This window comes from Microcystis sp. LE19-41.2A (assembly GCF_027530405.1).
GTDB lineage: Bacteria > Cyanobacteriota > Cyanobacteriia > Cyanobacteriales > Microcystaceae > Microcystis > Microcystis aeruginosa.
On sequence record NZ_JAPZQJ010000369.1, the window covers coordinates 1 to 22,744 of the forward strand.

Below are 22,744 nucleotides of genomic sequence, written 5' to 3' on the forward strand. Positions count from 1 at the left end.
GGGGTCAATTACCTAATTTTCAGGGAAAAAGTACCTGAATTTTCCCCCCAATCACTCCAAAGGTCGGCACTTTTTGAGGGAAAACAAGTCTAAAAACCCTATCCAACAAGGTTTTTAGATTTATTCAGCAAACCCTAATTATTATTAGATTTCTTGCATAATTAATTTTTGAGAGTTCAAACTCACCGTTCGCTCATTTCTCGAACCGAAAATTTGATAAATTGTCTCAAACACAGTCTAGCAAACGCATTGAGCGTTCTATTCGAATATTTATTAGTACAAAAAAACCATTTGGAAGTTAACGAATTGATCAGGGTTTGAGCGAGTCAATTGGCGATCGCATTCTCGGATTTTCTGCTTACCTTATTCGCTAAAAAGCATACAGGATAAAGGTTACAGCAATTTTAAAACCCTTCCCTTAAAAAATTAAGCGAACAATGAGTCGAAGGCTCTGCCTTAAAGTAGTATTCAGGTAGAACCTCAACAAAGCGTTCCCAGGTAGAACTTGGGAACGAGCTAAAAATCAGCCCCACATCTCTATAATTCCCCCAAAAGCCCTGAGAAACTATCAAAGAGATCGGACTGATCTGTTAAGGGAGTTCTCTTCCTTGCCACTCTTAGGATTTTTCTTAACAAAACTTAACAATTGATGGCAAAATTTTGCTTGCTTTTGTCGGCAGATTTTGGGATAATATTTTTAAAAGAGTTTATTCATAATGGTAATCTAAGCGTTTCGCTGTAAACACGACCATCCCATTATAAAACAATCATAACCCAAGCCGCTGGCAAAGTCAAGCCCTCACTTCTAATTATTTGTCGCCTAAAACTTCTAATTCCGTGGTCGGTGGGGGGGGGTTGGGGATATTAATTAAAATAACAAAGGTTGAAACCCGTGTTTGCGGGAAGCTGCGCCGATTTGTTCCATTTTAGGGACGGTAATTTGATTGCGTCCCCAGGAAAAATTAGTTTGCCAACCCTCCAACTCCAATAAAATCGCCTCAGCAAAACAGGCAAACATTTGACGAGAGGGAATATCCATATTAACGATTTTCATAATTTTCCAGTCAATATCGAGGGAATGCTCGACAATGCCGCCCTTAATCACCGAAATATCGGGGGCATTTAATACCATGCCTAAATTTTTCGGATAACCACCATCAATAATAATGCAGGGGCGCTTAAGTTTATCTAGATCAATTTCCACCCCTTTAGGCATACTAGCCACCCAAACAATGATATCAGCCAGGGGTAAAGCCTCCTCTAGGGGGAGAATTTTACCGCGTCCTAACTCCTCTTGCAGAGATTGTAAACGCTCTTGATTGCGTGCCACATAGATTAGTTCTTTTGTATCGGTTTTTTCATTTAACCAACGACAAACAGCGCTGCCGATATCTCCGGTGGCCCCACAAACCACGACGGTAGATTGAGCTAAATCGATGCCCATTTTTTCAGCGAGGGTTTCCACCTGAGTGCAGATGACGTAAGCGGTGTGGGTGTTACCGGTGGTAAAACGGCCAAAATCTAGCTCGATATTCCGCACCTGTCGATTATCTTTGAGATTAAACTCCTCGAAAATAATTGAAGAAAAACCGCCGAGTGCGGTGATATTGATATCACTTTTTTGAGCGAGTGCCATGGCATTTAGCACCTTACGAATAGCAGACTTTACCCAACGATGCGACAACATCTCCGGTAAAAAACAGGATTCGATGTATTTACCCGTGATGGTTTGTCCCGTGATGCTGGTGACATGAAAATCATCGACAATTTGCGGGGGGGCAGCACACCAGAAATCTAATCCCTGGTTAGCATATTCAGGATAACCTAGATCGTCGGCGACCGATTGGGCGTGTTCTAAACTGGTAAGATGACCTATAAGACCAAACATTGATTGTTCTTTCGTTAGACTAGATGGCACTAGATAAAAATTAGGATATTGCTAAGAAATCGTTAAGACTCTTAAATATAATACACAAAAGAGCCGCTCTGTGTTGAGCGGCAGCAGGGGAAAAACAGGAAATCTCGACGCTCAAGGTTTAGACAGCAGTTAATCCGTAGGCAGACATCCGCATAATATCACGGGTGCTGAAACCAATATTGCTTAAAGCTTCCCCGTAGCTAATCATAAAGTCTTCCACGAGGGCCTCTTTTTCCATACCGAGGACGCGAGCATCATCCTCGACTTGATTGAGCATTCTCCAGACAATGGGAAGATTAGCTCGATTTGCGGCTTCTAATTCCTTTTTAGCGGTTTCAAAGTTCGCTTTTAGCCATTCTTCGCCAAAATTGAGATGTAAATATTCGTCTTTAACTACGCCTTCAGTAATTTTACGAGCAAAAGGATCAGCAACAGGAATATAAATATTATAGGCAGCGATCGCGAAAGCTTCGATAATCAAAGATTGGATTAATAAACAGGTGACAACTTTACCTTCTGCGTAGGCAATTTGGAAGTTCTCGTGCAGAGAGGAAAAGAATGCTCTGGCATAATCCATATCAGGAGTGATTTGCAAATTTCGGCCGCAAGCTTGAAAACCTTTCATGTGACGGTTTTCCATTTTTGCCAGACGGTGTAACTCTTCTTTGTTATCGGTGAGGATGTCTGCTAATTGAATATAATTGCTATTGGCCTCGTATTCGCCTTCAATAACGATGGCATTAATGCGACTATAGGCTGATTTATAGGTTTCGCTGGTGAAATCAAGCTCTAATGGTACAGCAAGCTCTGGCATAAACTCGATTGACTCCTATTTCTGACGAGATTTTTCCGACGTTCTTTCCAGTCTAGGGTAAGCCTTCTAGATGGAGTGATCTTTTTACGAGTCTAGCTTGATCGGTCTTTTTTGTATAGCTTGGCCTGAGGGGCTGACTTGCCAAGTTAGCTATAGCGGTTATCTTTTGCCACTGAAAACAAGTTTAGAGGCAATCCCTTCTCAAGGGAGGAGATTGCTGGCTGTTTGCTCAAACCGTGGCTAAAGATTTCCGGCGCTCGGCCTGTTGTAGGATCGCTTTGGCTGCCTGTTTACCCGATAAAGTGGCTCCTTCCATGCTATCAATGTAATCCTGTTGGGTATAACTGCCAGCCAGGAAAAAGTTAGCAATAGGAGTCGCTTGCGAGGGACGATAGACATCCATACCAGGTGCTTCCCGATAGAGACTCTGGGCTAATTTCACCACACTAAACCAAGTCATCTTTAACTCCCGGGAGGAGGGAAATAACTTGTGGACTTGCGCTAAAACGTGCTGGGCGATATCTTCATTTTTAGCTTTAATAAAAGGATCCCCGGGGGTTAAAACCAACTGTAATAAAGAACCTTCTCCGGGGCGATAATAATCCCTAGGACTGGTGAGAGCAAGATCTGCAAAACAGGAAAAATCCGCTTGGTGGGTGTACAAAAGATTGTCAATTCCCACCGCTTTTTGCAGTTGTCGGCGTTTTTCGGCATCATTTAACTCCGTCACCCAACCGTCAAAACGCAGTTGTACCGTAGCGACGGGGACGGCTTCTAGTCGGAAAATATTGTCAAAAATCGGCATTTTCCGCCAATCTTGGGGAATAAGACGCTGAATACCGGGGACATCACCAGCGCAAACATAGGCATCTGCGGTGATAGTTTCCGTGGTTTCTCCGTTAGCGACGATCATGCCATTAACTTGCAGATTTTCGCCCTCTCCAGAATAGAGAATTTCCCGCACCTGACGACGGGTAGAGATTTTGGCGCCCCGAGCTTCCAGATAGTTAATAATCGGTTTATGCAGGTATTCGTGGGGGGAACCTTCCAACATCCGCAGGACGGAAGCTTCGGTTTTAGCGGCAAAAAATTGGAAAATCGTCAGCATACAACGGGCCGAGATATTTTCCGTATCGATAAATCCTAACGCGTAGGCGATCGGATTCCACATTTTTTTTAAACTGCCTTCATTACCGCCATGGCTACGAAACCAATCGGCAAAGCTAATCGAGTCCAGATCCCGAATCGTTTTCATCGCTCCTTGAAAGTCTATCAGACCGCGGACAATGGGACTTGTACCTAAGGCCAGAGAATTAAAGATTTTATCGGCTGCTGAGAGTTGGGAGGAGGTAAAAAAGGCTTTTAAACCGTTAAAAGGCGCACCCGCGGCGAAACGAAAGTCTAATTCACCGATTTTTCCCCCTTCGTTGATAAAAGTGTGGGTGTGTTCTTTGAGCAGTAGGGATTGAAAAGCGCCCACTTTTTTCATTAACTCAAAAAGATTATAGTAACAACCAAAAAAGACGTGCAAGCCCATCTCGATGTGATTACCGTCCGCATCTACCCAACTACCGACTTTTCCACCGACAAAGGGACGAGATTCTAAGATTTCTACTGTACAGCCCGCATCGACCAGATCGATAGCTGTTGCCATTCCCGCTAACCCTGCACCAACGATCACCACTCGCATTTGTCAAGTTCCTGTTACAATTTTTCACTAAATCTTTATTTTACCCCGATCGGTCTGGTGTTTCTTGCTGGCGATTTTTTCAGGGGCGCTTGAGAGCGTGGCAGAATAATTGAGAGTTGCACTAGGGAGAAGTCATTTTGAAGCGATCGCTAGAGGGGAGACAGGGATTAATTATTGTCAGTATTATTTGGATATTGGGGATATTAGTCGATAGATTCTGGTTTAGTCTCGATCATACTATTCCTGCTTGGGATCAGGCCGATTATCTCAACGGTGGGATTATCTATAGCCAAGCTTTCCAAAATCCGCGCTGGTTTGATGGGGATTGGTGGCGCGGTTTATGGCTAATGTCCCCGAAAATTCCCCCTTTAACCTATCTTTTAACGATTCCCTTCTTTAATCTCTTTGGTATTAGCCTTGATGCGGGTATGTGGGTAATGGCTATCTATAGCGCCCTACTGCTCTTTTCTGTGTACGGATTGGGAATTATCCTCTTTAATGGGACTGTAGCACTCTGGGCGGTCTTAATCTGTCAATTTCTCCCGGGTTTATACTATTATCGCCTCGAATATCTCTTAGATTTTCCCTTAGCGGCAATTGTAACGTTTTCCTACTTATGCTTGACATGGTGGCGATTTAGTGGTCAAGGCTGGCTAAAAGCGATCGCTTTCGGGATTTCTTGCGGTTTAGGGATGTTAGTCAAACAAACCGCCCTATTTTTCCTCTTTTTACCGATTTTGTGGGTATTGGGCGAAAATCTCCGGCGAAAACGTTGGGGTAATCTAGCGCAATTAATGCTGAGTTTTTTGACGGCAGCATTGCTAATGTTTCCCTGGTATCGGACGAATTGGTTATTAATGTTAACCGCGGGCAAACGTGCCACGGTAGATTCGGCGATTTTGGAGGGAGATCCGCCTCTTACCAGTCCAGATGCCTGGACATTTTACGCCCAAGTTTTACCCTATTTTCTTTCTTGGGTATTGTTATTAGTTCCTGTGGTGGGATTATTAATCTCCTTACGTCATAGAAAAACCGAAGATAAGGTTAATCGTCCTGTGTGGATTTGGTTAGGAGTTTTTCTGCTGGGGGGATACCTATTATCATCCCTAAATATCAATAAAGATGCTCGTTATATTTTGCCGCTTTTACCGACTTTATCCTTAATTTTATCCGTTGGTTTATTATCTTGGCGTGGTCGTTTTGCCCCTGGTATCCGTTGGGGAACGATAACTATTGCCGCTATCCTCACCAGCTTAAATTTATTTCCCTTGGGGGGAGAGCTAATTACTAACGTTTTCAGTCCCGAATTACAACACCATCCCTATTTAAAAACCGGCTGGCAACAGGAAGAAGTAGTTAAAGAGATTCTAGCCGATTCTCCCTATCTTCGCAGCACTCTAGGGGTTTTACCTTCCACCCCCGAATTAAATCAACATACTTTCTCTTTCTACGGTGGTAAACATAATTCCCAGGTTGCCGGCAGACAGGTGGGAGTTCGGGAAGAAGATATCGAAAAGGATGTCAATTCTTTAGATTGGTTTTTAACTAAAACTGGTGAACAGGGTTCCGTCCCCGATGTCCAGAAAAAAATTGTTAATCGAGTCGCCACTGGACCAGATTTCCAAGTGGAAAAAACTTGGCAGCTACCGGATGATAGTACCCTGTCCCTACACCGAAAAATATATCCTTCCGTCACGGTTAACCCCCTTGAAAATGCGCCAAAACGGGTGGAATTAAGAGAGATTACCCTTGCCGAAAAAGCTTCTCCTAATCAACCCATTCCCGTGGTTTATAAATGGGCAGGAGACTGGCAACAATTAAAGTCAGGGATAGTAATTTTAACCTGGCAAGAAGTGGACGGTAAGGATTATTGGATGCACGATCATGGTATTGCTATGGGGGGATTAATGGCAGAAAAATTAACTCCAGAAGAGCAACAAAATGGTTTTGAAGTTACTGAAAAAACCGCCATGCAGTCGGCAGCAACCCCCGGAGTTTATCGCTTATCTGCTGTCTATCTCAATCGGGAAACTGGCGAAACCTATCCAATTAAAACTAATGCTCAAATTACCATCGATCCTCAAGTTCCCAAGTTAGCAACGCCCCAATTAGATTTAGTGACCCAATTGCGCTTAAAGTCTGCTAATATTGGTCAAGGATTAACGGGTATTGAGCCAATTTTTGAGTTAACTAATCGTATCAATCAATACGATTCGATTCAGGATTATGTGCTGCAAGCAGACAAGGCTTTTTCCTATCGTTTACAGCAACAAAACCCCCCCGATAAATTATCTTTAGCCTACGGATTAGCAATTTCTAAGGTACTACAACAGGATGTGGCAGGGGCAATAAAAGCCACGGAGGAAATGATTAAAATTGACCCCTATAATCCCTATCATTATGCTTATCAAGGTTTTATTTATCTCTACGATTGGCAACCGCAAGCAGCCCAAAAAGTCTTAGATCAAGCTAGACAATTAAATCCCGATAGTGAGGAAATTAAGACTTTAAATGCAGTGGCTGCCTTGATGGGGGGAAATCTCGTTAAAGCTTGGCAATTATGGCAATCAAATTAAAATAGAGTGGGAAGTGGGGAAGTGGGGGGTCGGGTGTGGGGTGGAGGGTGTAGGGTGTGGGGAGAAGCTTTTTTCAGTGATCAGTAAACAGTAATCAGTGAACTGAAAACTCACATCTGACTCCTGAATACTGACTCCTGAATACTGACTCCTGAATACTGACTCCTGAATACTGACTCCTGACTCCTGACCCCAGTAACAAACTTTTTCAGCAAACCCTATTTAATTTAACAACTCCCTGGGATCGGTGACTTCCCCTTTAATTGCTGCCGCTACCACCATCGCCGGACTCATCAACAAAGTACGACCGGAAGCGGAACCTTGACGACCTTTAAAGTTACGATTGGAGGAGGAGGCGCTGATCTGATCTCCCTGCAATTTATCGGGATTCATGGCTAAACACATGGAACAGCCCGCCTCGCGCCATTCAAAGCCCGATGCTAGGAAAATTTGGTCTAATCCTTCTGCTTCCGCTTGTTTTTTGACTCTTTCGGAACCGGGGACGATAAAAGCTTTCACATGGGGGGCAACACGATGACCTTGGGCAAATTTGGCCGCTTCGCGCAGATCACTGATCCGGCCGTTAGTACAGCTACCGACGAAGCAGACATCGATTTTTGTGCCTTTAATCGGGGTGCCGGGGGTGAGTTTCATGTATTGATAGGCTTCCTCTGCGATCGCTCTTTCACTTGCCGGTAAACTTTCGGGAGTGGGAATGACTTCGTTAACCCCGATTCCTTGGCCCGGAGTAATCCCCCAAGTAACTGTGGGTTCGATTTCGCCGGCATCGAAGACCACCACATCGTCATAAACCGCATCGGCATCGCTTTTAATGCTTTCCCACCAATTAACCGCACTTTCCCAGTCTTTGGGCGCAAAATCACGACCTTTGAGGTAATCGTAGGTGATTTGATCAGGGTTGATATAACCACATCGGGCCCCACCTTCGATCGCCATGTTACAAATCGTCATCCTTTCTTCCATGGACATCCGTTCAATTGTACTACCAGCGTACTCGTAGGCATAACCAACACCGCCTTTAACGCCTAATTGACGGATAATATGGAGAATTACATCTTTAGCATAGACACCGGGGTTTAAATCGCCGTTTACCTCCACTCGACGCACTTTTAATTTCGATAGGGATAGGGTTTGGGTAGCAAGAACATCGCGTACTTGGGAAGTGCCGATGCCAAAAGCGATCGCCCCAAAAGCGCCGTGGGTGGAGGTGTGGGAATCACCGCAGGCGATCGTCATCCCCGGTTGGGTTAGACCCCGTTCGGGAGCGATCACATGAACTATGCCCTGATTGCCGGAACCGATGCCATAGAAAGGAATATGATTGGTTTGAACATTAGTTTCGATCGCCCGGATCATTTCCTCGGCCAAATCGTCAAGGAAAGGACGCGCCTGATTTTCGGTGGGGACGATGTGATCGACGGTGGCAATAGTCCGTCTGGGAAATAATACTTTTAAACCCCTTTCTCTCAGCATCGAAAAAGCTTGGGGACTGGTGACTTCATGGACTAGATGCAGTCCGATAAATAATTGTGTCTGTCCACTGGGAAGAATCTTAACCGTGTGTGCGTCCCAGACTTTATCGAATAATGTTCTTGCGCTCATTGACTTTGGAATGATAGTCATCTCCTTGATCATATCAGCTAACCCTGGCCGATAAATATTAATTTTTTCTTTTCTCTTGGTTAGGAGGGATAATAGATAAATAGCTCAGTTTTTGCCAGATTAAAACCATCGGTTTTTGAGTAAAATAAAAGACTTTAGCCAATAACTATTTGAGTGATTCCTGCTGCTCCTTACCCCCCGATCCTATAATTTTTAAATAGGATTTAGTCTAACATTCTCTGGGTTTGACTAACCCCTAAGTCCATAGCAAAAAAAATTATTCTTTTCTTGTCACTGCTAAATTATGCTCGCTAACTTTCCTATTCAGATAAATTTCTCCGAGAAAAATTAATCCTAGAATCAGAGGTAAACTCAGCCATGATCCTAGGATTCCTAAGGAGTTAATACTAATAGCAATCAGGAGAGTTACCCCCATATAAATAATCGCTACTTGTGAATGAGACAAGCCAGATTTTTGTAATCTTTGATAAAGGTGACTGCGGTGAGCTTGGAAGATATTTTCCCTTTTTAATAATCGACAAATAAGGGTATAAATAGCATCACCAATCAGAGGTAAAGTGATAGTTAAAGCTGACCAAGCCTGACTTTGATTGCCCTGGTTATTAAGTAAAACCATAGCGACAATTGCCCCTAAACTGGTGCTACCCACATCACCCATAAAAATTTTCGCTGGCGACCAATTCCAGAGGAGAAAACCGCCTAAAGCTGCCACTAAAAGCCATAAAATTGGTTGCTGAAAATAGAGAGCGAGAAATCCTAATTGTACCGCCGTACAGCCAGCCACCAAGCCATCGAGACCATCCATAAAATTATAAAAATTAATCATCGCGGTCAGGCCGATAATTGTGAGAATAACAGCCAAAATTTTGCCGACAAAACCTAAATCTAATAGCCAAGATTGGGGAAAAGCACCGAAAAAAGTGACCGCAACACTAGCGGAGGATAACTGCACTAAATAGCGAATACTAGAGGGAATACCGCGACGATCATCGAGAAGGCCGATAATAATTAAAGGAGTCAGGGACAACCACAGGGGAATGAGAGGTAGGGAAGGAGGAAGGAGAAAATAACTGAGGCCGCTGGTAAGAGCAAAAGCGACGACAAAACCGAGTCCACCCCCCCTAGGTGTGGGTTGACTATGGCTGCTACGCTCATTGGGAATATCTAACAATTGTTGGCTAAAACGTTGTTTAATCAGGGCAACCACCAGAAAACTGATCAGAAAACTGATGACTGAGAGTAGGGATAATAACATAGGGATTTTTGCGCTCAGATTAATTATCGATCCTACGTTGTTCGGTGACAAAAAGTGCCGATATTGCCATCGTGGTTTTAGTCAGTGTCAGCATCCCAGTTCAAAAGCTAAGGCGCTCTGAAGTTTGGGGGATATGAGCGGTAATTTTAGGTTTAACCTACTCTCGTTCGCTTTTCACCTGACTGATGCGACGAACGTTTAAAACATCGCTCATCAGCTTAATTTGAGTAACACAGCGTTCAAATTGTTGCAGGTCTTTTACTTCAATTTTCAGGGAAATTAAAGCGGGTTTGCCGAAATTAGTCTTAACTCCGGCATTGCGAACGTTAATATTTTGGTCACTTAAACGAGAGAGAATATCTTTTAAAACCCCGACGCGATCAATCACTTCAATCTGAATATTTACTGGATAAGTTGGATAACGTCCCTGGTCATCTAGGGGGTTCCAACTAACAGGAATTAAGCGTTCAGCTTCGGCTTTTTCCACATTCGAGCAGCCCTGACGGTGAATAACAATACCTTCCCCCGCATGGGCAACTATACCGGTAATATTTTCTCCTGGTAAAGGACAACAACAACCGGCCAAACGATAGACTAATCCCTCCACACCGGCGATCGGTGATTTACTAACGGGTAAAGCCCTTTGAACGGGAGAAGGTGGTAGAATCAATTGGGAATCAGTCAGGACATCGGGCGGATTTTTGACCGTTAAAATTTCCTGTTGATTTTTAACTGTTTCTTGCAGACGATTAACCACATTTTTTAGGGTAACTTCGCCGTAACCTAAGGCCGCCAATAAATCATCTACTGCCACATAATTGCACTGTTTAGCCACCGATTGCATTCGTTCCGATTTCAGCAGGGCATCGAAGCCAGTTTTACCCAATTCTTTCTCTAATAAATCACGACCCCGGCTAATATTTTCTTCTCGGCGCGATTTTTTGTACCATTGCCGGATGCGATTTCTGGCGCTAGGAGTAACGACAAAATTTAACCAATCTAAACTAGGGTGACTATGCTTGCTGGTGAGAATTTCCACCAGATCACCATTTTGCAAGGGAGCATCAAGAACTGACCATTTACCATTAATTCTTGCCCCTTTCATCTGATTACCTACTTCGCTATGAATATGATAGGCAAAATCTACCGGTGTCGCACCTTGGGCCAGAGCCACCACATCACCTTTGGGGGTGAAAACATAGATATCTTCTTCAAAGAAATTATTTTTCAGGCCATCCATGTATTCTTGGCCATCTTTAAGGTCTTTTTGCCAGTCGAGCAGATTACGCAGCCAAGCAAATTTTTCATCCTCAGCGGTTAAAGTTGTGTGACTAGAACCGGTTTCTTTATACTTCCAATGGGCTGCAATCCCGTATTCAGCAACGTGGTGCATTTCTAGGGTGCGAATCTGCACTTCTAGGGGACGGGCATTTAAACCAACAACGGTGGTATGGAGGGATTGATAACGGTTAGCTTTTGGTAAACCGATATAGTCTTTAAAACGGTTAGGAATCGGAGTAAATTGGTCGTGAACTATGGCTAAACAACGATAACATTCCTCTTTGGTTTCGACGATAATGCGGACGGCGGCAATATCATAAATCTGCTCGAATTCTTTGCCCTGATTGTGCATTTTATGATAGATGCCGTAGAGATGTTTGGGGCGACCCTGTAAATCAAGAACTTTTATGCCAATTTCTTGCAATTTTTCCCGCAATGTGTTAGTGACGGTTTCGATGCGGGCCTCTCGATCGATACGTTTTTCCGATACCAATAACTGCACGGTGCGATAAGCATCGGGTTCGAGGTATTTAAAGCATAAATCCTCTAATTCCCATTTAAATCTGCCAATCCCTAAACGGTTAGCCAGAGGAGCAAAGATTTCTCTAGTTTCTAGGGCGATGCGTTGCTGCTGTTGCGGGGTGAGGTGTTCGAGGGTTTGCATATTGTGCATGCGATCGGCTAATTTGACCACGATGACGCGGAGAACTTGAGCCATCGCCAGGAACATTCGGCGAAAATACTCCTCTTGACGTTCAGTTTTGCTAGAAAAGTTGAATTTGGAGAGTTTTGTCACCGCTTCCACCAAATTACGCACCTCGACACCGAATCTAGCCTCGATTTCTTCGGGGGTGACTTCCGTATCTTCCACCACATCGTGAAGGAATCCCGCCGCGATCATTGCCCCATCACCCCCCAGATCCCGCAGTAATCCCGCCACAGCTATGGGATGGGCGATATAGGGTTCCCCGGATTTGCGATACTGGCCCTCGTGGAGTTTGTGGGCGAAATTAAAAGCCCTAGAGATTAAATCGATATCGGGATTCTGGGGGTCGTTTTCGTAGGTAATCAGGCATTCTTTCAGCCAATCGGGTAAAACTAACGCTTTTTTCGGTTCCGTGGCCCGGGGAAGGGCGGTGAGGGTTTCCGGTTGGATGGCAGTGATGGCGTTCATGGTTAGATCGGGGGGATAATAGGGGGGGGGAGGAGACGGATAACTAGAAAATTATTAGGCCGAAGGGATGCCAGATTACTTAACTCTCTAACACTGGAATCGGATCGATCGGCGAAAAGGGCGGGATTCTTTTAAGTTTTTGTCTCTGATCGGGAAGAGGACTTGCAACCGTGACGGCAAATCGTTAATCTTATGTAACAAATTCTAACGCGCTTTGTATTGGATGCTACCGACAAATTACCATCAAGCTTACAAATCTTTGTTAAGAAAACTGGAGGATTTCAGTCTTGCCCTTCTGGATGGGGATGCTTCCACGGGGTTACAATCTTTTCAAGCTTTACAAACCTGTCTAGAAGGGGAGATATTGTCACTAAATGATGACAATTTCAGCCCAGAGGTGGCTAATCGTTGGCGCACGCTCCAGACGGAACTATATCGATCGTGGCGATTGCTGGAGACGGATTGGTTATTTTTGGCCTCGGCGCGGCAAGGACGGGAGAAACGTTTACAGATAATTAGCGAGCGAGTGGCGACTTTAAAGGGGTATTGTCGGGTTTTGTTAGGGTCAGTTGTCGATTAGTAATTAAATGCTCGATCGCCGTTTGTGTGGCATACTTGACCCTAAGTAGGTAGGCGTTAAAAATTATCAGATGCCCCCCTTATCAAGGGGGATCCCCCCGCCTATCGGCACCCCCCTTATCAAGGGGGGCAGGGGGGATCGGCACCCCCCTTATCAAGGGGGGCAGGGGGGATCAGAGGCAAAATCTATCTTCGATTTAATTATAACTACTTACTTAAGTCCTAACTTTTATCGTTACCGATCGCGTCATGTTGGAAATTAAAGACCTAAAAATTGCCTACCCGACAGAATTAAGTTCTCCCGCTTGGGCGATCGATGGGGTGTCTTTTAGTATAGGCAAAGGGGAAACTCTGGGATTAGTGGGTGAATCTGGTTGTGGAAAATCGACCATCGGTAAGGCTATTTTAAGGTTATTACCCAATCGCACTCACGTGGAAGGTGAGATTACCTTTGAAGGGCGATCGCTTTTATCTTTATCTAGCAAACAGTTAGAAAAGTTTCGCGGGGAAGCGGTGGGATTAGTCTTTCAAGATCCGATGACGCGACTGGATCCGCTGATGACTATTGGCGATCATTGTGTGGAAACTTTGCAAGCTCATCGGGGAAATTTAACCTATCGTCAAGCTAAAAGTCAAGCTTGTACTGTCCTAGAAAAAGTGAAAATTCCCGCTAATCGTTGGTCCCAATATCCTCACGAATTTAGCGGGGGAATGCGGCAAAGAGTGGCCATTGCTTTAGCTTTATTATTAAACCCTAAGTTAATTATTGCCGATGAACCCACCACCAGTTTAGATGTGACGGTTTCGGCGGAAATTCTGCGGGAATTAAAGCGTTTATGTAGCGAGGAACAGATGGGATTATTGTTAATTTCCCATGATTTAGCGATGGTGGGAGAATATTGCGATCGATTAGCGGTAATGAAGGGGGGCAAAATTGTCGAATCGGGATTGGTAAAAACAGTTTTTAAAGCGCCTCAACATCCCTACACTCGTTCTCTTTTGGCCGCCGCTTTACACCTACAGCTACGGGAGGAAAAATCCACAGCAATTCAAGGCAAAGAAACGGTGTTAAAGGTGGATAATTTAAAACAGTATTATACCCTAGAAAGTAACTTTTTAGATAGTTTTTTCAAGAAAGAAAAGAAATTTATTAAAGCGGTGGATGAAGTCAATTTTGAACTGTATCGAGGGGAAATATTCGGTTTAGTTGGGGAGTCGGGGTGTGGGAAAAGTACCCTATCGCGAACCCTATTACAGTTAATTAAACCCACCGGGGGAAAAGTGGAATTTTTAGGAGAAGATTTAACCCCTTTGTCGGCGGAAAAAATGCGTCCAAAACGGCGCTTAATGCAGATGATTTTTCAGGATCCCCTCGCTTGTCTCAATCCTTTAATGACGGTGGGAGAAAGTATCGCCGATCCGCTTTTTATCCATCAAAAAGTTAATCTAGAAACGGCTAAAAAACAGGTTTTAACAATGTTAGATCGAGTCGGTTTGACACCGGTAGAGGAATTTTATCGACGCTATCCTAGGGAGTTATCGGGGGGACAACAGCAAAGGGTAGCCATTGCTCGCGCTTTAATTACTCGTCCAGAATTAGTTATTTGTGATGAACCGGTTAGTATGCTCGATGCTAGTGTTCAGACACAGGTTTTAGAGTTAATGTTAGAGTTACAAAAGTTATTTAATCTCACTTATTTATTTATAACTCATGATCTTTGGTTAGCGAGATTCCTCTGCGATCGAATTGCGGTGATGACTGCGGGTAAAATTGTTGAAATGGGTGACACTGAACAGATTTTTAGCCATCCCCAACACCCCTACACTCAAAAATTAATCGCCGCAGCCCCGAGAATTTATCCCGACAGCAACTAAAATCGCTCTAGGGGCTTATAATTGTTATTGTCTAGATATGGTTAGGAAAGACAAAATGGCCAGACAACTTCAGATAACTCTCCCTGAAGATACCATGCAACTTCTCGATCGATGGTTGGCGAGTAGTGATTATCCTGAAAAAGAATATAATAATTTAATTAATGAAGCGATTAAATTATAAGTAGGGAGGCACAATTATTTGTAGGATGGGTTAGCGGTAGCGTAACCCATGCGGGCGTTGGGTTTCATGCTTCAACCCAACCTACGTTCATCTTATATTTAATTCCACCCATCTACTTATATTATGGAACAACCGAGAAACTACCTCGATCAACCATTAAAAGAAGGGGCTATTGTTAGAGCAGAAAGAGATTTAAATTTAGCACAATATTGGTTTTCTCTAGAGGATTATTTATGGTAATAATGATTATTTTTAAAGTTAAAAAACTGCTCAAAAAATTTGTCTTTAGTCTCCAAGAGGAAGGATGGAAACCAGCACTCAAAAAGACGAAACGGAAAATTATCAAAATTCTCACAGGAAAGAGTTCCTCTGAATTTGAAGAACAGGTGATCGAAAGTGCTAAACTAGCTGAACCGCGACCCCTAGAAATTGCCAGTAGTGATGATCCTTTAGTCTCGATTATTATTCCTGTTTATAACCAATTTGCCTACACCTTTAACTGTCTCGAATCCTTGAGTGTTAACCTAAGTTCTGATTTAGCTTATGAAATAATCATTGTTAATGATGCTTCCAGCGATGAAACCTTAGAACAATTAGCAACTTTAGTTAAAGGAATTAAAGTATTAACTAATACAGAAAACTCTGGTTTTATTCGTTCCTGTAATTATGGGGCTAGTCAAGCAAAAGGTCAATACCTATATTTCCTCAATAACGACACTAGAATTCTAGAAAATTGTCTAGAAAGTTTATTAAAATTAATTATCAATAATCCCCAAGTTGGTGCGGTGGGTTCCAAGTTAATTTATGCTAATGGTAAACAACAAGAAGCGGGGGGAATTATCTGGAATTCTGCCGATGGTTGGAATTATGGACGCTTAGATAGTCCCGAGGAACCGGAATATAATTATGTCCGTCCCGTGGACTATTGTTCGGGAGCAAGTTTATTAGTTCCTACGGAATTATTTAAGCAATTAGGTGGTTTTTCTCAAGACTTTATCCCCGCATATTACGAAGATACAGACTTATGTTTTGCCCTCCGAGAATTGGGTTATCAAGTCCTTTATCAACCCCAATCTAACGTCATTCACTACGAAGGAATCACCTCGGGAACAGACCTTTCTAGTGGGATCAAACAATATCAAGTTATTAATCAAACTAAGTTTCGAGAAAAATGGTCAAAGGTATTAACTAAACACCTAGATAACGATCCTAATAATGTCCCGAAAGCTGCCCGACGTTTACAAGGAAAACCGACAATTTTAGTCATCGATTCCTACGTTCCACTATACGATCGAGAATCCGGCTGTGTGCGTTTATTAAATATTCTTAAGCTACTGCTCAATTTAGGCTATTCAGTGATTTTCTTTCCCGATAATGGCTATCCTGAACAACCCTATACTTCTGTACTGCAACAGCTGGGAATTGAAGTTATTTATGGCACAGCGCAAAGATATAATCTAGAAGAAAAATTAATCAAATATTTACCCCTGATCGATGGAGTTTGGTTGTGTCGTCCCGAATTGTGTGATAAGTATATGGATTTAATTCGCTTAAAAACAAAAGCACCAATTATTTATGATACAATTGACCTGCATTTTCTACGTTTAAAACGGCAAAAAGACTATCTCGATCCCAGTTACCAAAATACTAGCTGGAGTTGGCAAACCTATCAGAAATTAGAGTTAAACTATGCTAATCAAGCGGAAGCAACCGTAGTAGTAACCGAAGACGAAAAGCAGGTATTATCCTCTTTAGGAGTGAAAAATGTTTGGGTAATCCCCAATATCCATGAAGAAATTTCCCTGTCAGAAAAAGTTGCTTTTGACCAGCGAGCCGGTTTAGTATTTATTGGTAGCTACAATCACCCTCCTAATATTGATGCCGTTAAGTGGTTATGTTTAGAAATTATGCCCTTAGTTTGGGCATCCCGTCCCGATATTACCGTTAATTTATTGGGAAGTAACCTCAAGGATGAAGTGAAGGAATTAGCCAATGATCAAGTGATTGTTACCGGTTATGTTCCCGAAGTGGAACCCTATTTCCAAAAGAGTCGGATTTTTGTCGCACCCCTGCGATTTGGTGCGGGAATGAAGGGTAAAATAGGTCAAAGTCTTTCCCTAGGATTACCGACTATTACCACAAAAATTGGTGCCGAAGGTATGGGATTAATTGACCACCAAGATGTTTTAATTGCCGATACTGCCGAGGAATTTGCCCAAGCGGTAATCGAACTCTATGATAATATGGAATTGTGGCAAAAACTCGCTGATAATTCCCTAGAAACTATTAAGAGATACCAACCCGCTACCGTGCAAACTAACCTACAAGCTTTGTTATCGAATCTAGGAATTGTTGCCAAGGATAGTTAACAAGAAAAAAGCTCATTTCTCCCACAGGTCTATTCTATGTCACCGCAACCAAATAAACTCTAGAATCCGCAATTTTGCAGAATTAAAAACCTATTGAGAGACATTACTGATTTGATAAACGCCAACTGTTTCTAGAAGTAATTCCTGACTATAATGCCATAGGTTGCCTCGAAAAAGTTGACAAGACAATCTTAAAAACTTGGCAATTAATGCCCGTTTATTTCTGACTAACGACTGAATTATCATTTTTACCTTTCCCCTTTTTCCTTGAAAAAATATGCCAACTTATCCTGATATCTCCAGTCAAGCTTTTAAACATCCCCTAGATCAGCAAGCTGAACAGGCCTTAAGATCAGTTCCAGGGTTTGATTTATTAGCGAAAAGTTTTTCCGAATATCTCTATGAACGTCCCCAGCAAATTTTATTAATGGGCAATGATCTCAAAGTCGGCCCGCGTCAATACGCCACTTTATACGGTATATATCGCCAATGTCTGCGGGATTTAGATATGTCCCCAGAACCGAATCTTTATGTCAGTCAAAACCCTTCAGCGAATGCCTATTCTTTAGGTTCGGAACATCCCTACATTGTCTTTAATACTGCCCTTTTAGACCTATTAGATGAAGAAGAAATTAGGGTAATTCTTGCCCACGAATTAGGCCATTTAAAATGCGATCATAGTATTTTAATTCAACTTTCTTTTTGGGTGATGGGGGCGGCTAATTTGCTTGGAGACATCACTTTAGGACTAGGAAAAGCCATTACTACTGGTCTAGTTTATGCCTTTTATGAATGGCGCAGAAAAGCCGAATTATCCGCAGACAGAGCCGCTTTATTAGTTAGCGATGATTTAAATGTAGTCCTGAGAACTTTAATGAAATGTGCGGGAGGAAGTCAAAAATATCTGCATGAATGCAACTTAGAAGAATTTATTCGCCAAGGAGAAGCCTACCGACAATTAGACCAAGATAACTTAAACCAGATTTATAAATTTCTCATTTATAATGGCGGTAATGGTTCCTTTTTAACCCATCCTTTTTCCGTGGAAAGAGTGCATTATCTACAGGAATGGTTTAACTCGGAATCCTATCGTCAAATTCGCCGGGGAAACTATGCCAAAACAGGGGTTAAAAGCTCAATTAATGTTGATGCTCATGATAGCGAAAGCGAAAGATTGCAGCGACAAATAGCAGAACTACAAGCGGAAATTGAACGGGCAAAAAGACAAAGAAACCACGAATAATCTATACGAAGGCAGGAGGCAGAAGGCAGAGGGCAGGAGGCAGGAGACAGGATTCAGGAGACAGGATTCAGGAGATTGCCTTTATTTATTCTCCCTTCTCCCCACACCCCACACCCCACACCCCACACCCCACACCCTTTACTGATCACTGAAAATACCCTCGTCTGTGTTTTGCCAATTTGGTGAGTACAATAGAGGTATCGGGGACCGAGAATAGCAATTCTCCCTACGATTATCCATACACACTTACCCCCACTCTCTCTTTTTTGTTCTACTGCCCATGCTCCAAGATACCCAATCCATTCGTTACTATCAAAGACTCACCGATGACATGGTGGATCTTTGGCACCGTGGCTCGCGTTTTGATGAGATCCGGCTATATGTAGAAGGCTATTTAGCCTGTTTACGCCATTCTAGTTCCATAGAACCCTATCTAATTCATCGTCTCGAAGAAGAAATATTTCGTTTTCTCCGAGATCCCTCTAATTTTGAATATCTCTCCCCCCAAACCCAAACCCAAACCGAAGCAGATTATGGCTATTATTAACCCCATCTCGGGTTAAGGGAATTTGGCCATCATTCCGCCCAAAAAATCGGATTGACTCGCGAGAATCGCCCCGGGATTAGACCTCTTGCATCGGGCAGAATTGAGGAGTTAGGAGTCGGGAGACAGGGCGATTTTTACCAGCGCTCTACCGAGCTTGACAGGAACGAGATTCGGTCATCTGTAGAACAATAGTATCGATCGCTTTCACCAGAGCCTGTCCGGAAACCCGTTGATTATTAACGATAATGCTAAATAACATCGGTTCTTGGTTGGGGTTTTCTAGATAACCCGATAGGGCCCGCACACCGGTAAGAGTGCCAGTTTTAGCGTAAACTGTGCCAGTAGCGGCCGTCTGACGCATTCGGTTTCTCAGGGTGCCACTAATTCCCGCTACCGGTAAGGAAGCATAGAAAGTGTCGCGATTAGGAGAATAATACATCACCCGCAAAATTTCCACGATCGAGCGGGGAGTAGCGGTATTACGGCGGGATAATCCCGAACCATCGGCTAAACGAAAACCACTGGGATTGATGCCCAATTGTGCCAAGATGGCAGTAACATTTTTAGCACCGCCGATAAAGCGAAAAAGAGTGTCAGCGTAGAAATTATTACTTCTCTGATTAGTGATATTAACCCAATCGCGCAGGGATTTCTTCTGAATCGTCGTTTCCGGGTTCATCACTTGTAAAGCGGCAGCCGTGGTAAATAACTTTGTATTAGAAGCGGGGATAAAATAGCGATCAGCGTTATGACTATAAATAACTGTTTGGCGATCGATAGATTCGATTAATATACCCCACTGATTGGGAGCTTGACTAATAACTTTATCGATATTTGCCCCGATCGATTGAGTACAGGTATTATTGGTGTTATTGTTTTCTGGCGGGGGAACGTATAATTCTATGGATTCGTTCGACGAGGAAGGAGCGGGATAAACAGACAGATTAACTTGAGCGATGCTAGGATAGGCCAAAGCGATAGTGGCTACACTGGCCACTGTCAACGAATTGAGGCAATTGAGGAGTTGTTTCATGCTGTGTTTGTGTAAGAGTCTGGTTTCCGTAAGCGTTCGCCCTATTGTACCAGTTGCCGCTCAAGTGTCAAAGTTACCTTTCTAACAGATTTTAGCGGCTAATTCACACCCATGCCAGAGAAGAAAGCTGGCAATAGCCCAGAACTACACTGATACCTATTCTCAAGACCAGTTGGGATTTTTCTGGGTTCCAAAACCGGGCTATTTTGATACCGTTGACATTGCTGGTGACAATTTGGGGATAATAAAAGCAAAGTGTAGGAAGAGGGATATCCGACCCATGTATTCTGTCTCAGATGATTCCAAAACAATGACGAATACCAGCCGTCAAACTGTGCTAGAGACGTTAAACTTACAAAAAACTTATCGGACGGGATTCTGGTTAGATAAAAAAATCGAATCCTTGAAAAACTGTACTTTAATTGTCCATGAGGGCGAAACCTTTGGATTATTAGGCCCGAACGGGGCCGGCAAAACCACGCTCTTAAAAACCCTTTTGGGGATTGTCCGACCCACTTCCGGACGGGCCTTGATTCTCGGTCAGCCAATTGGCGATCGCTCGGTCAGGCAACGCATCGGCTATCTTCCCGAAAATGCCTACTACTACGACTATCTCACCGGCTGGGAATTCCTACAATTAATCGCCAGCATTTTTCAAATTCCCTCTTTTCTGCAAAAAAAACGCATTCCTGAATTATTGGATTTAGTGGGATTAGACCGCAAAACTGCCCAGAAAAAGCAATTGCGTCAATATTCTAAGGGGATGATGCAACGGATTGGTATAGCCCAAGCATTAATCAATGATCCAGAATTAGTCTTTCTCGATGAACCGATGTCGGGACTAGACCCTATCGGTCGCTATCAGGTGCGGGAAATTATTCAATCCCTCAAACAACGGGGGAAAACCATCTTTTTTAACTCTCATATTCTCTCCGATGTGGAACAAATTTGCGATCGCATTGCCCTGTTGGCCCGGGGAGAATTACTCTGTGTTGGTTCCCTCGAGCAAATTCTCGGTCGTGCTGATGTCTATCAGGTGATTGTTCAAGGTGGTAGGGAGGATCAACTACAGCAATGGATACTCGGTTTGCATTGGCGCGATAATTGTTGGCAGGGACAATTACAGGGAGAACCCGCTGCTTTTCTGGCTGCCCTGCCTAGTATCGATGCTCGCTTGATTAGTCTGAATTTAGCTCGTGCTTCCCTAGAAGAATTTTTTATCGACCAATTACGTCAGCGCGGTATTACCTCTAGTCAATAAGCACTCTCAGAGCAAATCCGTTGAGTATAGGCTACATATTAGGACAGGCAAAAGGCAAAAGAGGGAATAGATAATCAGTTTTTAATAACTGGATTTAGTATTAATCTACAAGGGAAGTTGCCAAAAAGGAGACGAGCGTGCGACGGGGAAGACATAAAATTTTTATCGGCATGGCCCCGGGGGTCGGGAAAACTTACAAAATGCTGGAGGAGGGGCATAGCCTCAGAAAGCAGGGAACCGACGTGGTGATCGGACTTCTCGAAACCCACGGCAGGAAAGAGACCGCCGAAAAAGCCGGGGGGTTGGAAATCGTACCGAGAAAAATCCTAGAGAAAGAGGGATTCACTCTCTCGGAAATGGATACGGAAGCGATTATCGCCCGCTCGCCGCAGCTGTGTCTGATCGATGAATTAGCCCACACGAACGCGCCTGGTTCGGAGCGAGAGAAACGCTTTCAGGACGTGGAGATAATTTTATCCCGGGGAATCGATGTTTACTCGACAGTGAATATCCAGCATATCGAGAGTTTAAACGATCTGGTCGCCCGAATCACCGGGGTGGTGGTGCGGGAGCGAATACCCGATCGAATTTTGGAGGAAGCTGATGAAGTGATCGTGGTAGATGTTACCGCTGAAACCCTAGAGGAAAGATTATTAGCGGGAAAAATCTACGCTCCCGAAAAGATCGAACAATCTTTAAATAATTTCTTTCAACGGCGTAATTTAATCGCCCTCCGGGAACTGGCCTTGCGCGAAGTGGCCGATACGGTAGAAGAAGAAGCGAGTAATTCGACCAAATTCATCGGTCAATCCTGTCCCGTTCACGAACGGGTATTAGTCTGTATTTCCACCTATCCCAACTCTTTACGATTATTACGTCGGGGAGCGCGGATAGCGGGGTATATGAACGCGGAATTTTTCGTGATTTTCGTCGATAAACCCGAGCGCTTTCTCACGAAAGAGGAGGCTTTACATATCGAAACCTGCGAACGTTTATGTCGGGAATTCGAGGGTAAATTCTTACGGATTAAAAGCTATCAGGTGGCGGCAGCGATCGCTGAAGTGGCCGAACGGGAACGGATCACCCAGATTGTGATCGGGGAGAGCCTTCAATCGCGCTGGAAGAATTTCATCAAAGGTTCTTTCACCCAAAAACTCATGCGTCTGATCTGGCAGAAAAATATCGATCTTCACATCATCGCCACCGAACCAAAAGTACCGATTAAAAACGCGCGAGCCAAGGGGGTGAAAAGGTGACTACCTGACTTGAAAGAGGTTGTGGGGTGTGGGGTGTGGGGTGTGGGG

General features: G+C 43.6%; 18 protein-coding genes. 9 read left to right on the plus strand and 9 right to left on the minus strand.

All coding sequences use genetic code 11. The features are described from left to right. Positions 1-868: 868 nt before the first annotated feature. From O9290_RS14910 to zds, 3 genes are all read right to left on the minus strand, one after another. A complete protein-coding gene (locus tag O9290_RS14910; protein ID WP_002759660.1) occupies positions 869-1,888 on the minus strand; it encodes a long-chain acyl-[acyl-carrier-protein] reductase in 1,020 nt (339 codons plus the stop codon). 148 nt (positions 1,889-2,036) lie between these two features. Continuing rightward, on the minus strand, positions 2,037-2,732 hold the full coding sequence (locus O9290_RS14915) for an aldehyde oxygenase (deformylating) (protein ID WP_002759657.1): 696 nt from the start codon (positions 2,730-2,732) through the stop codon (positions 2,037-2,039). Positions 2,733-2,961: 229 nt separating this feature from the next. After that, entirely contained in the window at positions 2,962-4,422 is a 1,461-nt protein-coding gene (gene zds, locus O9290_RS14920) for a 9,9'-di-cis-zeta-carotene desaturase (RefSeq protein WP_288054702.1), read from the minus strand. A gap of 137 nt (positions 4,423-4,559) precedes the next feature. On the opposite strand from zds, the gene O9290_RS14925 reads away from it, so the two are divergent. After that, complete coding sequence (locus O9290_RS14925; RefSeq protein WP_288058789.1) at positions 4,560-6,998, plus strand: glycosyltransferase family 39 protein; 2,439 nt, start codon at positions 4,560-4,562, stop codon at positions 6,996-6,998. On the opposite strand, the gene O9290_RS14930 is transcribed toward O9290_RS14925, so the two are convergent. The 4 genes from O9290_RS14930 to O9290_RS14945 form a co-directional block, all read right to left on the minus strand. Continuing rightward, on the minus strand, positions 6,990-7,112 hold the full coding sequence (locus O9290_RS14930) for a hypothetical protein (protein WP_288087221.1): 123 nt from the start codon (positions 7,110-7,112) through the stop codon (positions 6,990-6,992). The genes O9290_RS14925 and O9290_RS14930 overlap by 9 nt on opposite strands. A gap of 108 nt (positions 7,113-7,220) precedes the next feature. Then, a complete protein-coding gene (leuC, locus tag O9290_RS14935; protein ID WP_288057878.1) occupies positions 7,221-8,621 on the minus strand; it encodes a 3-isopropylmalate dehydratase large subunit in 1,401 nt (466 codons plus the stop codon). A 277-nt stretch (positions 8,622-8,898) separates the two neighbouring features. Beyond that, a complete protein-coding gene (locus tag O9290_RS14940) occupies positions 8,899-9,897 on the minus strand; it encodes an MraY family glycosyltransferase (protein ID WP_288057881.1) in 999 nt (332 codons plus the stop codon). 157 nt (positions 9,898-10,054) lie between these two features. Beyond that, positions 10,055-12,352: a RelA/SpoT family protein gene (locus tag O9290_RS14945; RefSeq protein WP_288087222.1), complete on the minus strand. Its 2,298-nt coding sequence runs from the start codon at positions 12,350-12,352 to the stop codon at positions 10,055-10,057. Between the two features lie 223 nt (positions 12,353-12,575). On the opposite strand from O9290_RS14945, the gene patD reads away from it, so the two are divergent. The 4 genes from patD to O9290_RS14965 all read left to right on the plus strand — a co-directional run bounded on the left by patD (position 12,576) and on the right by O9290_RS14965 (position 17,356). After that, positions 12,576-12,932, plus strand: coding sequence for a heterocyst frequency control protein PatD (gene patD, locus O9290_RS14950; RefSeq protein WP_288056707.1), 357 nt, complete (start codon positions 12,576-12,578; stop codon positions 12,930-12,932). 248 nt (positions 12,933-13,180) lie between these two features. Beyond that, entirely contained in the window at positions 13,181-14,806 is a 1,626-nt protein-coding gene (locus tag O9290_RS14955; protein WP_002759644.1) for a dipeptide ABC transporter ATP-binding protein, read from the plus strand. 37 nt (positions 14,807-14,843) lie between these two features. Continuing rightward, positions 14,844-14,987, plus strand: a complete 144-nt coding sequence (locus tag O9290_RS14960) for a hypothetical protein (RefSeq protein ID WP_288087223.1) — start codon at positions 14,844-14,846, stop codon at positions 14,985-14,987. A 233-nt stretch (positions 14,988-15,220) separates the two neighbouring features. Next, complete coding sequence (locus tag O9290_RS14965; protein ID WP_288058246.1) at positions 15,221-17,356, plus strand: glycosyltransferase; 2,136 nt, start codon at positions 15,221-15,223, stop codon at positions 17,354-17,356. A 90-nt stretch (positions 17,357-17,446) separates the two neighbouring features. On the opposite strand, the gene O9290_RS14970 is transcribed toward O9290_RS14965, so the two are convergent. Then, positions 17,447-17,602 carry a hypothetical protein gene (locus tag O9290_RS14970; protein WP_012267676.1) on the minus strand — a complete coding sequence of 52 codons (156 nt, stop codon included), beginning with the start codon at positions 17,600-17,602 and terminating at the stop codon, positions 17,447-17,449. Positions 17,603-17,633: 31 nt separating this feature from the next. On the opposite strand from O9290_RS14970, the gene O9290_RS14975 reads away from it, so the two are divergent. Next, the gene (locus tag O9290_RS14975) at positions 17,634-18,599 is read left to right on the plus strand and encodes a M48 family metallopeptidase (RefSeq protein WP_288058244.1); all 966 of its coding nucleotides are present in this window, start codon (positions 17,634-17,636) and stop codon (positions 18,597-18,599) included. Between the two features lie 280 nt (positions 18,600-18,879). Continuing rightward, positions 18,880-19,146, plus strand: a complete 267-nt coding sequence (locus O9290_RS14980) for a DUF6761 family protein (protein ID WP_002759637.1) — start codon at positions 18,880-18,882, stop codon at positions 19,144-19,146. Positions 19,147-19,291: 145 nt separating this feature from the next. Here the strand turns inward: O9290_RS14980 and dacB are convergent, their stop codons facing one another. Further along, positions 19,292-20,179, minus strand: coding sequence for a D-alanyl-D-alanine carboxypeptidase/D-alanyl-D-alanine endopeptidase (gene dacB, locus O9290_RS14985; protein WP_288058242.1), 888 nt, complete (start codon positions 20,177-20,179; stop codon positions 19,292-19,294). Between the two features lie 280 nt (positions 20,180-20,459). Here dacB and O9290_RS14990 point away from each other — a divergent pair, with 280 nt between their 5' ends. Together O9290_RS14990 and O9290_RS14995 are read left to right on the plus strand one after the other, a co-directional pair. Continuing rightward, positions 20,460-21,440, plus strand: a complete 981-nt coding sequence (locus O9290_RS14990) for an ABC transporter ATP-binding protein (protein WP_288058240.1) — start codon at positions 20,460-20,462, stop codon at positions 21,438-21,440. A gap of 137 nt (positions 21,441-21,577) precedes the next feature. Beyond that, on the plus strand, positions 21,578-22,696 hold the full coding sequence (locus O9290_RS14995; RefSeq protein WP_288035797.1) for a universal stress protein: 1,119 nt from the start codon (positions 21,578-21,580) through the stop codon (positions 22,694-22,696). Positions 22,697-22,744 lie beyond the last annotated feature (48 nt).